The organism is Eubacterium oxidoreducens (genome assembly GCF_900104415.1).
GTDB lineage: Bacteria > Bacillota > Clostridia > Lachnospirales > Lachnospiraceae > Eubacterium_C > Eubacterium_C oxidoreducens.
Genome location: NZ_FMXR01000005.1, coordinates 48,007 through 63,457, shown reverse-complemented (window position 1 = coordinate 63,457; position 15,451 = coordinate 48,007). Strand labels below are relative to the sequence as shown.

The 15,451-nt window shown below is 40.1% G+C and carries 12 protein-coding genes; all 12 read right to left on the bottom strand.

What is annotated here, in order from left to right; genetic code table 11:
• Positions 1–14: 14 nt before the first annotated feature.
• The 12 genes from BLS20_RS01985 to BLS20_RS01935 all read right to left on the bottom strand — a co-directional run bounded on the left by BLS20_RS01985 (position 15) and on the right by BLS20_RS01935 (position 15,250).
• Positions 15–863 carry an Mrp/NBP35 family ATP-binding protein gene (locus tag BLS20_RS01985; protein ID WP_090171680.1) on the bottom strand — a complete coding sequence of 283 codons (849 nt, stop codon included), beginning with the start codon at positions 861–863 and terminating at the stop codon, positions 15–17.
• Between the two features lie 31 nt (positions 864–894).
• Positions 895–1,974 (bottom strand): S-methyl-5-thioribose-1-phosphate isomerase, encoded by a 1,080-nt coding sequence (mtnA, locus tag BLS20_RS01980; protein WP_090171677.1) that lies wholly within the window; start codon positions 1,972–1,974, stop codon positions 895–897.
• A 225-nt stretch (positions 1,975–2,199) separates the two neighbouring features.
• Positions 2,200–2,886 (bottom strand): hypothetical protein, encoded by a 687-nt coding sequence (locus BLS20_RS01975; RefSeq protein ID WP_090171676.1) that lies wholly within the window; start codon positions 2,884–2,886, stop codon positions 2,200–2,202.
• A 1-nt stretch (position 2,887) separates the two neighbouring features.
• Positions 2,888–3,586, bottom strand: a complete 699-nt coding sequence (locus BLS20_RS01970; protein WP_176762248.1) for an ABC transporter ATP-binding protein — start codon at positions 3,584–3,586, stop codon at positions 2,888–2,890.
• Positions 3,579–5,369, bottom strand: coding sequence for a hypothetical protein (locus tag BLS20_RS13490; RefSeq protein WP_176762247.1), 1,791 nt, complete (start codon positions 5,367–5,369; stop codon positions 3,579–3,581). Before BLS20_RS13490 ends, BLS20_RS01970 begins: the two co-directional genes overlap by 8 nt.
• An 89-nt stretch (positions 5,370–5,458) precedes the next feature.
• A complete protein-coding gene (locus BLS20_RS13635) occupies positions 5,459–5,614 on the bottom strand; it encodes a hypothetical protein (RefSeq protein WP_176762246.1) in 156 nt (51 codons plus the stop codon).
• Positions 5,615–5,745: 131 nt separating this feature from the next.
• A complete protein-coding gene (locus tag BLS20_RS01960) occupies positions 5,746–6,477 on the bottom strand; it encodes a LytR/AlgR family response regulator transcription factor (RefSeq protein ID WP_090171670.1) in 732 nt (243 codons plus the stop codon).
• Between the two features lie 155 nt (positions 6,478–6,632).
• A complete protein-coding gene (gene fdhF / locus BLS20_RS01955; protein WP_090171668.1) occupies positions 6,633–9,353 on the bottom strand; it encodes a formate dehydrogenase subunit alpha in 2,721 nt (906 codons plus the stop codon).
• Between the two features lie 219 nt (positions 9,354–9,572).
• The gene (locus BLS20_RS01950; RefSeq protein WP_090171666.1) at positions 9,573–10,346 is read right to left on the bottom strand and encodes an amino acid ABC transporter ATP-binding protein; all 774 of its coding nucleotides are present in this window, start codon (positions 10,344–10,346) and stop codon (positions 9,573–9,575) included.
• 11 nt (positions 10,347–10,357) lie between these two features.
• On the bottom strand, positions 10,358–11,392 hold the full coding sequence (locus tag BLS20_RS01945; RefSeq protein ID WP_242870509.1) for an amino acid ABC transporter permease: 1,035 nt from the start codon (positions 11,390–11,392) through the stop codon (positions 10,358–10,360).
• A gap of 20 nt (positions 11,393–11,412) precedes the next feature.
• Entirely contained in the window at positions 11,413–12,282 is an 870-nt protein-coding gene (locus BLS20_RS01940; RefSeq protein ID WP_090171664.1) for a transporter substrate-binding domain-containing protein, read from the bottom strand.
• 121 nt (positions 12,283–12,403) lie between these two features.
• Positions 12,404–15,250, bottom strand: coding sequence for a hybrid sensor histidine kinase/response regulator (locus BLS20_RS01935; RefSeq protein WP_090171662.1), 2,847 nt, complete (start codon positions 15,248–15,250; stop codon positions 12,404–12,406).
• Positions 15,251–15,451: the final 201 nt, after the last annotated feature.

The window sequence follows — 15,451 nt, the reverse complement described above, 5'->3', positions numbered from 1 at the left end:
GACAGCCCCCTCGATTACAGGTTCTCTAATATCTCCTCTGCAGCATTAAGCTGATCAATTTCAAGTTCTTCAAATGCTCCGGCATCCACCTTTTGTGCGTATAACGGATTGATTGGAAGTTTTCCCAAAACTTTCGTCTTGACACTCTTTGCCACTTCGTCAATGCTGCTTTCTCCAAACACAGAAATCTTCTTACCACAATCCGGACATTCCATATAGCTATAGTTTTCAACCATACCAAGCACCGGAATATCCATCATTTCCGCCATATTATATGCTTTTTTTACTATCATGTGCACCAAATCCTGCGGCGAGGTCACAATCACAATTCCATCCACCGGAAGAGATTGAAATACCGTAAGCGGTACATCCCCTGTTCCAGGCGGCATATCCACGAACAAATAATCAATGTCTCCCCAGATTACATCTGTCCAGAACTGTTTTACCGCGCCGGCAATAACCGGTCCTCTCCAGATAACCGGTGCCTCTTCATCTTCCATCAAAAGATTCAAACTCATGATTTTGATTCCGCCATCTGTCGCAATCGGATACACTCCATCTTCTGTTGCTTTTGCCGGGCCTTTGATTCCAAACATTCTCGGAATAGATGGACCGGTAATATCCGCATCTAGAATTCCTACCTCATATCCCTTTTTCTTCATTGCAGCTGCCATAGATGCTGTTACAAATGATTTTCCAACACCACCCTTTCCGCTTACAACTCCGATTACTTTCTTTACGGAAGATAACGGATTACATGCCTCTAAAAAGCTTTGCGGCTTCTCGCCACAATTACTGCTACATCCTTCACAACTTGACTTATCACAGCTTCCTGCACTTGCACATTCCTTATTCTCTGCCATTTGTATCATTTCCTTCTTTCTTTATCAATTGCTAAGCATTTTTCTTAGCCATAATTTCTTTTAGTGATTCCGTGTATGGTGCTTTTGCAACGCCATACTCTGTCACTATACCTGCAATCAATTCATGATCGGTCACATCAAATGCCGGATTATATACTCTTACATCATCCGGTGCCATTCTTTTTTCATACCACATCTCGGTAACTTCCTCAGCCGGTCGTTCTTCTATCTTAATCTGATCACCTGTCGGAGTATTCAAATCGATTGTCGAAGTCGGTGCGCATACATACATCGGTATATGATATCTTGCTGCAACTGCTGCCACATTCGCGGTTCCCACTTTATTCGCCACATCCCCATTGGCTGCCACTCTATCACACCCCACAAATATAGCATCAATCCATCCATTACGCATAACGGTAGAGGAAGCGCTATCGCAAATCAAGGTCACGTTCACACCGGCTGACTGAAGTTCATATGCAGTCAATCGTGCTCCCTGCAAAAGCGGTCTTGTCTCATCTGCATAGACCCGAAATTCATATCCTCTCTCATGACCTAAGTAAATCGGTGCTGTTGCGGTTCCATATCTACTTGTCGCAAGCTGTCCCGCGTTACAATGTGTTAATATTCCGTCTCCGGGTTTCACAAGTGCAAGTCCATTCTCTCCGATTGCTTTGCATACCCGAATATCTTCTTGTTGAATCTCTATCGCTTCTTCCTTCAAAAGCTGCTTTATTTGTGCTACTGACTTGTCTTGATTTGCTGTAACAACCGCTTCCATACGATTGAGTGCCCAGGACAAGTTAACTGCAGTCGGTCTTGAAGAGTCTAAATATTCCTTTTGCTTTTTAAATTCTTTATAAAAAGCATCATAATCCTCTGTTACAATCTGCTTTGCCAGCAAATAGATTCCATATCCGGCTGCCACTCCGATTGCCGGTGCACCTCTTACCTGCAACAGATAGATTGCATCCCAGATCTGCTTTGCCGTTGTCAGCGTCAATAACTCTGTCTTACCCGGAAGCTGCGTCTGGTCGATGATAATCATCGCGTTGTTCTCATCATCCAAATGAACCGTCTCGTAGTCCAGAATTGTTTTCTTTGTTTCCATAGTTACTCCTCATTCTTTCCAAACTTTGTTAACGATTATTATATCATTTCCCTTATAAAAGTTCTACACTCCGAAACCGGTGCGCTAACAGATTTCCCTAAGATCATTTTTATTCTAGGCTTTCTAGATTATCCTACAAGGTTTTCCTCCTAAAAAAAATGCATGTATAGCATCCTGATTTTCAACGTCAAAATCAGTCTCATATACACGCATTTGTATAAGTATTCAATTCTTTATATTAATTCTATCGCTCCGCCTACCGACTCGTCGCCATATTATTTGTTCCAAGAAAAAACCAAGCAACGCATATACAAGCAGCTTTTTCCACCATATGCTCCCCGCCTCGTCTAATATCGAATATGCATTGAGCCAAGATTCTCTCCCTACATTCATGATTTGACACAAAATTGCATATATTTCCACAAATACAAATACCGGATATACCGCTTTAGTAAAATGGATCACGAAGTGCGCTACCGACATACTTAGCCATACAAGCACCAAATAACTTCCCATACATCTCCAAATATCTGTAGCCTCATCCACTCGCAAAAGCACCAATCTCACAATCAGAGATGTCACCCCTAGCACTATCGCACTGAAAACATAATGATAAGCGAATATACAACTCTCTCGAAAGCCCCCAGCTATTTGAATACTTTCATAAACTGCATCTTTATACACCTCTTGAAATGAAATGAATAGCGGCACGCTTCCAAACATTGCAACAACAATACTCATAACATACATCGAATACGTATAGACCAATTCGGAATCATCTTGAATTCCACCTCTTGTATAAACACATGCGATAACAGGAATCAGCACCCAAAACAGTATTAAATATGTGACAAATACGGTTTTTGCATTTTTGATATACCAGCAAAATATTTCCGCATTATTTCTAAGCATCTTAGCATATTTCCTTTCCCATCGCCTTGAAATAAAGAGTCTCGATATTGTCCGTTTCATATTCCTGATAAAGTGTTTCTAAATCCCCCATGCAAACCAGACTTCCTTGTTTCATCAGCATAAAACGATCACACATCTGCTCTAATTCTCCAATCTCATGTGAAGAAATCCAAACAATTCTATCACCCTTTATTTTTTTGATAATATTTCGAAAATTCACACGTTCTGCTGGATCCAACCCCACAGTCGGTTCATCCATAATCAACAGCTGAGGTTCCCCCAAAAGTGCCTGTGCAATTCCTACTCGCCGAAGCATTCCACCCGAAAGATTTTTGATTAGCTTATCTCTTTCCTCCGTCAAATTAACAATAGTTAAAACACGTTCAATATCCTCTCGCCTTTGACTATGCGAAATATTCTTTAAACTGCAAAAATACTTCATCGTTTCGCCAACCGTAAGTCGTTTCAAACAGTCAAAGTGTTGCGGGACGTATCCAATTGAAGAAATTCCATTTTTCGTAATCACTCCCTTGTATGATTGCACCTCTAACGTAGAACGAAACAAAGTTGTCTTACCGGCTCCGTTTTCACCAATCAATCCATATATTCCCGGTTCCATTGTAAGAGTTATCCCATTCAAAGCTCGATCTTTGCGAAACGAAACCACTACCTGATTCATCTTAAGTTCTACTTTATTCATTCGCTGCCTCCCTGCTCTCAACATAGGTCTCTATGATTTCTTCTGCCAAAGTATCCGCCTCTTCTTCCAAATACATATTTTCTACTCCCAGATACAATATATTTCCACAAATATTACTTGTCGCCCACATGTCACTAATCTCCGCTGACTTTGGCACAAAGACAATAGTATCAATCGAGTGATTTTTCAAAATATCTACGCCTGTCTCATCACATCTTGCCTCCAATGCATCCATCAATTCATCTGGTGAAAAATTAAACCCAAGCGTCTTTTCAACGAGACTTTGATAAACCACACGATATCCATCTATTTGCGTTTCTGTTACATTTCCACCTATCAGCGTTGGTAAATTCGTTACGCCCTTATAGTTTGCCGGAAACTCATCAATGTCGCCATTGTCAATTTCCTCTTGTGACACCGCATCTAAATTGGTATATTCTATCTGACCATCTTCCAAAAAACCAATTTCAAATTCTGTTTCCTGAAGAAGCTCTTCGCTTGTGTTATATCCCATCTGAAGGTTCCCATCTTCATCCTTCGAATTTATAAACACGCTTCGAAAACCAGCTTGCGGATAATACGCGAAATAGCCAGGCAAATACACAGCACCACTCATTGCGTAAAACGATGGATTCCAGCCGTCATACTCAAACGTCAATTGCGACACCTTACCATCGGTCTTTACTGTAATATAATCCCCCTCTCTGGTATATTCGACTTTTTTTCGATTCTCATCGTAAATATACACCCAATCAAATCCGCGATACAAGGTAAACTTATACTCTTCAACCTCTTCCTCGCCCAAATATACCGTGGTCTCAGCACCAAACGTATAACTATCCGCAGAAAAATAAGGTGTAATTTCATATTTTTCCACCGTAAAGTCCGCTGCTTCCTCCTCGCATTCTACTGTATCTTGAAATTCTGCCGACTTATTTGATGCCGTCCTTACGTTCAAATCATAATTGAGATAATTTCCTGCTGTTATCACATTTTTCATCGAATTAATGCAAAAGATCACACAGACCGCTCCCAAGATGAGGCTTACTTTTTTCCTGGCAATTGGTCTTTTCATCAAAAGAATGATTGCTTGTGATGCTAAAATCCAAGTCAAATAAATATAAAAACGATAACTTTCTGCCGGAACCAAATATTGATAATCTACAACCCACGTATCATTTGGCTGTTCTAACTGAAAGAAGCGATAAATCCCATCCAGATTCACTCCCAATAGTTCATACATTGCAATATTGACTGCATAAAACAATCTACAAACCAAAATCGCAACAATCAGAACCGCAAAATATCCTCCCCATTTTCGCCTGAATAAATACGCAAAACACTTCCCAACAAAAACTCCAACCAAGGGGCAAAGCAAAAAGTTCAGCACGAGCACTTTCATGAACATTACAAACAATTCTTCCTGTAATCCCACATGATTTAAGGCTATATCATCCATTAGGAAAACGAGCAAAAAAATAGCACCCACAGCAATCAAAACCATTACGTGCTTTACTGCTACATACTTAGCAAGTCCCCCTTTATGAATTTTCAAATTTTCAACAAAGTCTTTTTTTTGTAGATTCGAAAACATTTCATATGAAATAAATAACATCCCCACAAACACAATAATTGCCACTCTCTGAGAAATCTGAAATCCCTGTATAAATTCATTTCCACGCGAGAAATATTTTGTAAGCGCTCCTGTTGCAATAAACAAAGCTCCCAAAACCACTAATACGTATTTTTTTCGAACTTCCTCCTTCAATTCCAGCAAAAACATTTGCATGTACCCCCTCCCTACTACGATAAAAAGCATTGAGCCACAATATACCCAAATAAAGAGCGTGCCACAAATTTGACTCACTCCAATTATAAATCTTCCTTTTTGTCTTTATCTCTCAAAATAGTTGCAATTTCTTCTGTATGCTGAGAAATTTTCTTTAGTTTTCTATAAAATACTACAATAACAATTATAACCAACACAATCCAAGCATACTGCAAGATTGTTCCCAAAATAAAAGCCATACTTCCTCCTTTATGCTACAGTTTACAATTTTGTTTTATTATAGCATATCCTTCGTCCCCCCAAATCTAATTTGCATAATTTCAAAATAAATCGACACATTTTTCACTTTTTTACTAGTTCAAGGGCATTATCATCTACATTTTCCCACTTTTTGTTTCACATCATCATACAAAATATTATAAGCTGTCCGATACGGCTTCGTCACAGATATTTCCGTACCATCTTTCATAATCACTTTTCGTTTACCATATTCATGAATATAATCTATATTCACAATATAGGATTGCGACAACCTGACAAAATTACCCGGAAGCCGCTCAGTTATATCACTTAATTTTCCCGAAAACTCTATCGTGTCTTCCAGGGTCGTTTGCATCTTGAGGCAATGCTGCTTACTTTCCCAAAATTGAATACAAGAAAAAGGCACTGCACAAATATTTTGTTTTTTCTTGTACCAAAACATACGCAAATCCATCGCATCCTTTAAATAAAGCGAATTTAACATCTGATGCATTTCGCTTTCTTGGATCGGTTTTATCAAACAATCATATGGATGGATTCTAAAAAGTTCTGTTTTCACGTGCAAATTAGCCGAAAGAACAACAAAATGCGTTTTATGATCCTCTAATTCTTCTCGAAGAAGTCTCCCACATAGCATTGTTCCAATTTCATTCTCATCCAAATCAAAGAATATGAGATTTAGGTTTCCCGCATACCACTCATCAAATCTTCCCACTGCTTCTTTTGACCAAATACGAAATTCAACTTTATCATCTACATTCTCAAAGAAATTTTCTACCGAACTCTTAATTCCACTAATTACAACCTCACTGGTTGCACATATCCCCACTCTATATGTCATTAGAATTGTCTCCCTACTAAACAGCAAAAATACCTTTGAAAATGATTATAACACATTTTCGTTTCGTGTTTTCTCCTATTATTATAATTGCAAAAGAATCGTTGTCACATGCAGTTTCCACCACTTGCGACCACAATCCTTTTGTAATCTGATTATTATTTTATTTTCTCAACCTTAATTGCACACACCTTGTATTCCGGAATACGGCAGAACGGATCAAGCGCTGCATTCGTCAACCAGTTGCAGTTTCCATCCGGGAAATGGAACGGCATCCAAGTTTCTCCGGGCGATACCTTCGTTCCAACTCTAGCGGTTGTCTGAATAGTTCCTCGACGTGAAGATGCCTTAACAAGTTCACCATCCTTAATTCCAAGACGATCCGCATCCTGCTCGTTCATCTCGATAAAGGATTTACCTTCAATCTCCATAAGTCCCGGAGTACGGCCTGTCATAGCACGAGTTGTGTAATGATAAAGGATACGTCCTGTCATCAAGAACAATGGGTATTCTTCATCCGGAAGTTCCTTAGAAGGTGTATATTCCGTTGGATAAAGCCAACCAAGTCCTCTTGAGAACTTACCAACATGCATAATTGGCGTTCCAGGATGGTCTTTGGAAGTACATGGCCATTGAAGAGCATTTTTTGCACACTCTTCACTGTCAAGTCTTTCATGTGAAATTCCGGCAAATGACGGTGTCAAGGACGCAATCTCATCCATGATTTCTGCGGATGTCATCTGTTTTTGCGGATATCCCATACGATTCATAAGATCAATGATAATATCCGTATCCAAACGAATATCAAATTCCGGATTCTGTGTCAAATCAACAGCTTTACGTACTCTTTGTACACGTCTTTCCGTATTTGAGAATGTTCCTTCTTTTTCAGCATATGACATACCAGGCAAGATGACATCTGCAAGTTGTGCTGTCTCTGTCATAAACAATTCCTGAATCACAAAGAAATCAAGACTCTTAAGTGCTTTTATAATATGTGTTGTATCCGCATCTGTTACAACCGGATCTTCTCCATAGATATAAAGGCCTTTAATCTTACCTTCAATCGCTGCCGGGAACACATCTGTTGCATGAATACCAGGTTCTTTTGAAAGCTCTACGCCCCATGCTTCTTCAAATTTCTTAACAACATCCGGATTCTTTACTTTCTGATATCCAGGGAAATCTGTTGGCATAGCACCCATATCGCAAGCACCTTGCACGTTGTTCTGTCCACGAAGAGGATTTACTCCACAACCTTCACGTCCAAGCTTGCCACAAAGCATTGCCATATTAGACATTGACATTACGCCTCTTGTACCTTCCGAATGCTCTGTTACGCCCAAGCAATATATAATCGGCGCCTTATTCGCTGTTGCATACATTCTTGCAGCTTCAATCAATCTTTCCTTTTCAATGTGGCAGATTTTAGCTACCTTTTCCGGTGTATAATCCTTAACAATTTCTGCTAATTCTTCAAAACCTTCTGTACGCTCTTCCACGAACTTCTTATCAATGAGATTCTCCTCAATCATGATATGCATCATACCATTTGCAAATGCGATATTGGTACCCGGTTCAATCTTCAGATGAATATCTGCATATTTTGTAAGGCCAATGTCACGTGGATCTACGACTATTAATTTCGTTCCGTTTTGCACTGCCTGTCTAATCTGCATACCAACAACCGGATGCGCTTCTTCCGGATTGGATCCAACCAAAAGAATAGCATCCACATCATGTGTAATATCATAAATTGGATTTGTCATTGCGCCTGAACCAAGTGTCATAGCGAGTCCGGCAACGGAAGCCGAATGACATACGCGGGCACAGTTATCGGTATTGTTGGTTCCAAAGCAAGTACGTACCATCTTCTGCACCATGTAGACATCTTCATTTGGTGATCTTGAGCAGGCAAATCCGGCAAGCGAATCAGAGCCATACTTTTTCTTAATCTCCATAAACTTAGAAGCTACCAAATCCAGTGCTTCATCCCAGCTTGCTCTTTCGAACTCACCGGTCTTTTTATTCTTAATCAAAGGATATTTGATACGATCCGGTGAATGTACAAAATCAAAGGAACCGGAACGTCCTTTTACACAAAGTTTTCCATGATTAGATGGTCCATCTGCTGCAATTACATCTACAATCTTATTATCTTTTACAACCAAATCGTATTGGCATCCGGTTGCACAATGCGGACATGTAGTACGAACTTTTTTCGTCTGCCATTCACGATATTCTTTTCTTCTCTTTTCTGTCAAAGCTCCTGTCGGACAGGCTTGAGAACAGTTACCGCAAGATTCGCAAAGCGTTGACTTCCAATCTTCACCGAATGGAAGATCTATCAGCATGTGTGTTCCATCACGCTTTACATCTATCGCTTTTCTTCCTGTTACATGCGCACAGGTATTCACGCAGCGCTGACACTGAATACACTTGGATTCATCGTACACAAGGAACGGATTTTGATCTTTATATACTTTCTGCTCCTGCTTTTTCGTTGGTACATAAGTAGATTCTTCTACTTCATACTCACGGCACAGTGCTTCTAACTCACACATTCCGTTCTTTCCACAGTTAAAGCAATCCTTATTATGATTCGCTAATATAAGATTGAGCATCGTCTTTCTGCTCTCGCGAACCTTATCGCTATTGGTCAGAATTACCATCCCATCTGCTGCCGGTGTATTACAAGCTGTAACAAGCTCATCTCTTCCTTCTACCTCAACTACACAGATACGACAAGAGCCTACTTCGCTTACATCTTCCAGATAACAAAGTGTCGGTATCTTGATGCCATTGTCTCTTGCCACCTTAAGAATGGAACCACCATCCTCAGATGTGACCGCCTGACCATCAATGATTAGTTTGATCATCTTGATATTTCCTCCTGATTTCCAATTATTGTCTTTCCCTATATTTTCTATAGATATTTTCTACGTATCTATTTTAGTTGCACTTGCTGTTTTTTACTATTCGCAGATTCACTATATTTATTTGTATATTCTATGCTATTTATACAATTATCTTATTTAACCTTCTTCAATAAAAAAAGCCCGCAGAGCAAATCGCTCCTACGGGCTGTCAATTCATCCTTATAAAACAGACTTTAAAAATGCCTGTGTTCTAGGATTCTGTGGATTTGTAAATAAGTCCTCCGGTCTGCCTTCTTCCGCAATAATCCCATCGGCCATAAACAACACTCGATCTGCCACATCTCTGGCAAATCCCATCTCATGTGTCACGCACAGCATTGTCATTCCTTTTGCTGCTAGATCTTTCATAACCTGAAGCACATCTCCGACAAGCTCCGGATCCAATGCAGAAGTCGGTTCATCAAAAAGCATGATTTCCGGTTTCATAGCCAGCGCTCTTGCAATTGCCACACGCTGCTGCTGTCCTCCTGACAAACGCGATGGATACTCATTCGCTTTATCAGCAAGACCAACACTCTCAAGAAGCTCCATGGCTTCTGCCTGCACCTGCTGTGGATGTTCCTTCTTCACGGTAATCGGGGCAAGCATAACATTCTCAAGGACGGTCTTGTGCGGAAACAAATTAAAACGTTGAAAGCACATTCCCATTTCTAAAAGAAGTGCTTTTCTTTGTGCTTTGCTGACATCCGCAATCGTATGATCCTTTTCACGGTGCAAGAACAAGTCTCCCTTAATAAAAATCTTACCGCTAGTAATCGTCTCAAGCTGATTTAGTGAACGAAGATAGGTGGGCTTACCGGCACCCGAAGGTCCGATAATACAAATCACTTCCCCCTTTTTCACTTTGAGATTAATATCCTTTAAGACTTCAAGGCTGCCAAAGCTTTTGCTGACATGCTCTGTCTCTAATATATATTCATAAGACTCACTCATAATGCAGCCTCCTATTCATATACCGAGAACTTCTTCTCGATTTTATTAAATATAAACGTGAAGACTCCCGTGATGATCAAATAGATTACCAACGCCGGAATGAATACCAGATAGGAACCCTCGCTTGTCATAATGTTCTTTGAAATTGTTGTAATATCCATCAAAGAAATTGCAAATACCAAAGAAGCATCTTTTAAAATCATAATAAATTCATTACACACCGGCGGAATCATACGACGTATGGACTGCGGAATAATAACCTTTGTCATAGACTGTCTGTAGTTCATTCCCAGAGCTTTTGATGCTTCCATCTGCCCTTTGTCAATTGACTGAATCGCCGCACGCACAATCTCTGCACAATATGCACCGGAGTTTAACGCAAATGCAATCAAAGCCGCAAGAAACGCGCCCTTGTAGACTGCCTCATTATCCGCTGCAGAAAAAAGATCTCTCCATGCGAACCCGCAGATTCCCGGAACTGTAAAATATATTACGAACAGCTGAATCAGCAGAGGCGTTCCTCGAAAGAAGAAGATATATGCCTGACAAAATTTCGACAAAATAAGATTTTTACTCATCTTACCTAGTGCCAGAAGCGTTCCGAGAACAACACCGAATATGGTAGAAAGCACCGTAAGCACAATCGTCAATTTCGCACCATGAAGAATATTTTCTCCACAGCCAAGCATACGATAAGTATAATTTACCATCTGTCCGGCAACCTTTGCCGCACCTTCATCTGCCTTATAAACTTTTCCCGCAAAACCTACATACTTCTCATTTAACGTTACCTGTCCGGAACTGGTAAATGAGCAATAGTTAATTACAATCAACGAATTATAAGTTGTCGTAACTCTCTTACGGGTACTTGTCTCATCCTCCTTAATCATCTCCTGCATCTCATCCGATGCTTGCGCAATCATTGTTTCTTTTGTTGGTTTTACTGCACACAATATGCCTGCTACAACAACGATAATTGCTACGACACCAATCACCTTGGCAAGCGTCTTTTTCCACGCAGGCATCTGTTTCACTTGTTCGTTCATAATTCTCCTTTAACCGATTCTTATTCCGTATCGTCTCCGAACCAGTAATTTCTTGTTTCTTCAAGCCATCCGTCAGCTTCCATATCTGCAAGAGCCTGATTAATTGCTGCCTGAAGCTTTGTATTGTTGATACCCATAGCGATACCAAACACTTCTGCCTCTTCCTTATCTTTATAAGCAATCTCATAGACATCTGACTGACTTGCCACATAACTGTCTGCAACAGAGCTGTCACATACAACGGCATCAATCTCACCGTTTGTCAGCTGTGTAAAGCAGGCTGTAACCTTTTCATTTTGTACAATATTGACATCAATTGTGTTGGTTGATTTCAAATCAGACATAACAATATCTGAAGTGGTCTCCTTTTGTACTGCAATCGTCTTACCATCAAGATCATTTAAGCTTTCAATCTTAAGGTCGGAGCCGGCCGGAACCACTACGGTCTGATAATTGGTAATATAAGAATCTGAGAAAAGCATGGATTCTTTTCTTTCTTCCGTAATCGTAACACCTGAGCAAACCACATCATAGTTTACGTCAATTCCTTCAAAGATACCATCCCATCCGGTATTCACGACATTAAGTTCGAGTCCGAGACGATTCGCAACTTCTGTCATAACATCAATGTCATATCCGATTGGTGTTGTTCCATCTTCTGCAATCGTTTCAAACGGTGGATAGTTTGCATCACAGCCCATGGTCAATACGCCATCACTGATAAATTCAACATCAGACACATCAATCGTGCTTGTCTGCGTCTCATCTGTGCTCTCCGCTACTGAGGACTCCTTTGTCGTTTCTTCACTAGAAGAACCACATCCTGTCATCATCCCCAGTACGCCCGCAGTTAAGGACATCGTCAATAATAATGCAATTTTCTTTTTCATAATAAACACTTCTCCTCTCACTTTTGTTGACTTTTGTATCTATTTTATCGACCGAAAAAAGGCACAACGGTATGCGCTGCGCCTTGCCTACTAGAGAGTATATGAAAATGAGACATTATTGTCAAGATATTCCCTCTCTATAACTTCTTATTTCTTTACTCAATACTGCATACATCTCTTTTGGCTCAATCGGTTTTCCAAGATGTGCATTCATCCCAGCCTGTCTTGTTCGTTCTTTATCTTCTTCGTTAACATTTGCCGTCATAGCAATGATTGGAACATCCGCATCCGACCTTTGCAATCCTCGAATTTCCTTTGTAGCACAGTATCCATCCATAACCGGCATCATAAGATCCATAATTACAGCATCATAGAATCCTTCTTGCGATTCCTTATAGGCATTTACCGCTTCTAAACCATTATGCGCAATCACAAGATCCAAATGTTCTTTTTCAAGAAGATGTTTTAACACTTCGATATTAAGCGGATGATCTTCTACCACGAGAATATGCTTTCCTTTCAAATCAATCAGGCCTTCTTCCTCATCCTCTTGTTCCTCCACAGGCTGTGCATATTCAAATGTCAATCGCACCGTAAACTTGCTTCCGACACCAACTTTTGATTCTACAAAAATCTCTCCATCCATCAGATCCACAAGCTTTTTGGTAATTGCCATTCCAATGCCGCTACCACTCGTGTTATTCGTCTCATGCGGATTTTCCTGGGTAAACGGATCAAAGATGGTCTTCATAAACGCTTCTGTCATACCAATTCCGTTATCTGCAACGGAAATCTCTACCGTAATATCATCCTGTGTATGTGTTATTTCTTTAATCTCGCAGTCAATTCGCCCTTTTTGCGGGACGAATTTTATTGCATTTGACATAATATTGACAAAAATTTCCTGTACACGAACCGGATCCATCATTAGCCACTTATTTAGCTCACCTATCTTTGGAAAATGAAGTTCAATCTCCTTTCTCCGAAGATCTGCTGCTAACGTTGCCATCAGTTTCTTCAGCACATCCGACGCTTTCACCGAACGCTTCATCAAAGTCATATTACCGGTCTCAAGCTTGTGCAGATTAAGCGTATCATTTACAAGTCCGAGCAGGTACTCCGATGAATCTTCTATATTCTCAAGCAATCTTATTCTCTCCTTTGGATCATCCGTTTCTTTTACCATCGGCAAAAATCCCAAAATGGAATTAAGCGGAGTTCGCATATCATGCGATACATTGGACAAGAAACTATTTCTTGCCAAACTAGCCCTTTTCTCTGCCTCTAAGGCTTTCCTTAACATCTCTTGCTTTTCCCTTTCAGCCAACCAGGATTCCGTAATATCTCGAACTGTAAAAAGAAGAATATCCGGATTGTCCTCAATTGTTCGAAATGTTGCATGTCGTACATTCTTCATTTCTCCGTTTTCTTTAATCGAATAGGTAACTGACATACTACCTTCTTCATCCACAATACGAAGAATTTTCTCCCAGGAAAACATCTCTTTTACATTTTCCAAATCTCTTTGTTCATAGTTTACTGCATAGTAATAAAATAAGTCCATAAAATCCGACTTAAATACCCCATGACTATTATCAATTTTGGAATAGTAATAACAATTTCGATTTTCACGCTTCACAATGGCAACTGCTTCGTAATCATTTTCCACAGTTGTATTCATCAATCGGGTTACGGCTTTTTCATGTTCGATATCGGAACAATATACCACTGCTTCGAGTGCATGATTAATCGGATTTTGAATCATTTCAATCCACATCCGATACCAACGCGACGAGCTCGTCTCATAACAGCTTTTAAACTCATACATCACTCTAGGTTGCCCTTGCTGATAACTGGTTATTAGATAATCTCGATTAAATATCGATTCAAATTCTGCTTTTTGTTCTTCTCCTTCTACCATCTCTAAGGCCGCCTTGAAGAATCCATCTGTGGTTCCGGACTTTTGTAATTGCATAAAGACCGGATAGCGGCTAACCCCCATCCCGCACCAATTCTCTGTCAGGTTTAAACGAAAACTTGCAATCGTATTCGGATTCAACTTCACAAGAGAATTTAGATGATTTCGATAGATTTCAATCGCTTCCATCTGATCGGTCACTTCATTGCCAACGCCATGTGCGATATTCGGCGCACCATCCGTATCAAACTCCACCAAATACTGCACATTAAAGCATCGCTGTCTAGGCCACCCTTCCTTGTAACACCAAAACCGGCCTGACACTTCCTTTTTTCCACTATATAAGTCGTTATAGAGTGCCAAAAAATCCGCAATGCTATTCTCACAAACAATCCCCTGATTAACAATCTGTTCCGGTTCTCCATGTTCCATAAATCCGAACTCGTCAATCCCAAAAAATGATTCATTGGCATTCACAACACGCTTTTTCTTAAGATCATAATCCCAATAACACAGATGCGCCAAATCAATCACTTGCTCGTAACGTTCTTTGGAAAAGCGAATGCGAGCATCCATATTACGCTTTCTTGTAATATCATGCATGACAATATACACTTCTATCGCACCGGTATCCTTATGAATAAAATTGGCTTCTATACTTAGCCAGATATAGTTTCTTATACGCTGATTAAAGAATCGAACCGTTCGCTTTTTATTTCCTTCTAAACACGGAATACGCTTTATAAACTTTCTGGCTTGTTCTCGCTGTTCCGGATGTATAAATTCAAGCAATTCCGATACTTGATAATGTCCACTCGTTATTCCCAGCACGTATCTGCCGGCATCATTACAATGCGTCATTTCGGATTCTCCGTCATCAAAAACGACCGTTGCAAGACCTGCCGGATTCTTATCCACCGACCCTTTCAAATACGCATTTTCCTGCCTTAACAACCCCGCATACTCTTTCAGTTCTTCTATTGTCATCTCTTGATGAAACTGAAACATCTCAGAGAGTTTTTCAAACCTTTCTTCCGGAAATTTTTTCATAATCAACGCATCCTTTTTTGTTACATTTTTCCTACATTTAAAATAATTTTAGCACGACAATACTATTTAAGCAAACAAAAAGGGGAGCGTTTTTCTCTTAGAACAAAGCATGTCGCTTGCGACATGCTCGCGCCGAGCGCGGTTGCAGAATGCAACATTTTCATCTCGCGCGAGTGCGCATCCTTAGCGGAGCATTTTTTG

Excerpts from the sequence above, each read along its gene's own strand:
- BLS20_RS01960 (WP_090171670.1), bottom strand. The coding sequence starts at position 6,477 with ATGACATATAGAGTGGGGATATGTGCAACCAGTGAGGTTGTAATTAGT.
- fdhF (WP_090171668.1), bottom strand. The coding sequence starts at position 9,353 with ATGATCAAACTAATCATTGATGGTCAGGCGGTCACATCTGAGGATGGT.
- BLS20_RS01950 (WP_090171666.1), bottom strand. The coding sequence starts at position 10,346 with ATGAGTGAGTCTTATGAATATATATTAGAGACAGAGCATGTCAGCAAA.
- BLS20_RS13635 (WP_176762246.1), bottom strand. The coding sequence starts at position 5,614 with ATGGCTTTTATTTTGGGAACAATCTTGCAGTATGCTTGGATTGTGTTG.
- mtnA (WP_090171677.1), bottom strand. The coding sequence starts at position 1,974 with ATGGAAACAAAGAAAACAATTCTGGACTACGAGACGGTTCATTTGGAT.
- BLS20_RS01985 (WP_090171680.1), bottom strand. The coding sequence starts at position 863 with ATGGCAGAGAATAAGGAATGTGCAAGTGCAGGAAGCTGTGATAAGTCA.
- BLS20_RS01935 (WP_090171662.1), bottom strand. The coding sequence starts at position 15,250 with ATGAAAAAATTTCCGGAAGAAAGGTTTGAAAAACTCTCTGAGATGTTT.
- BLS20_RS01940 (WP_090171664.1), bottom strand. The coding sequence starts at position 12,282 with ATGAAAAAGAAAATTGCATTATTATTGACGATGTCCTTAACTGCGGGC.
- BLS20_RS01945 (WP_242870509.1), bottom strand. The coding sequence starts at position 11,392 with ATGAACGAACAAGTGAAACAGATGCCTGCGTGGAAAAAGACGCTTGCC.
- BLS20_RS13490 (WP_176762247.1), bottom strand. The coding sequence starts at position 5,369 with ATGTTTTTGCTGGAATTGAAGGAGGAAGTTCGAAAAAAATACGTATTA.
- BLS20_RS01970 (WP_176762248.1), bottom strand. The coding sequence starts at position 3,586 with ATGAATAAAGTAGAACTTAAGATGAATCAGGTAGTGGTTTCGTTTCGC.
- BLS20_RS01975 (WP_090171676.1), bottom strand. The coding sequence starts at position 2,886 with ATGCTTAGAAATAATGCGGAAATATTTTGCTGGTATATCAAAAATGCA.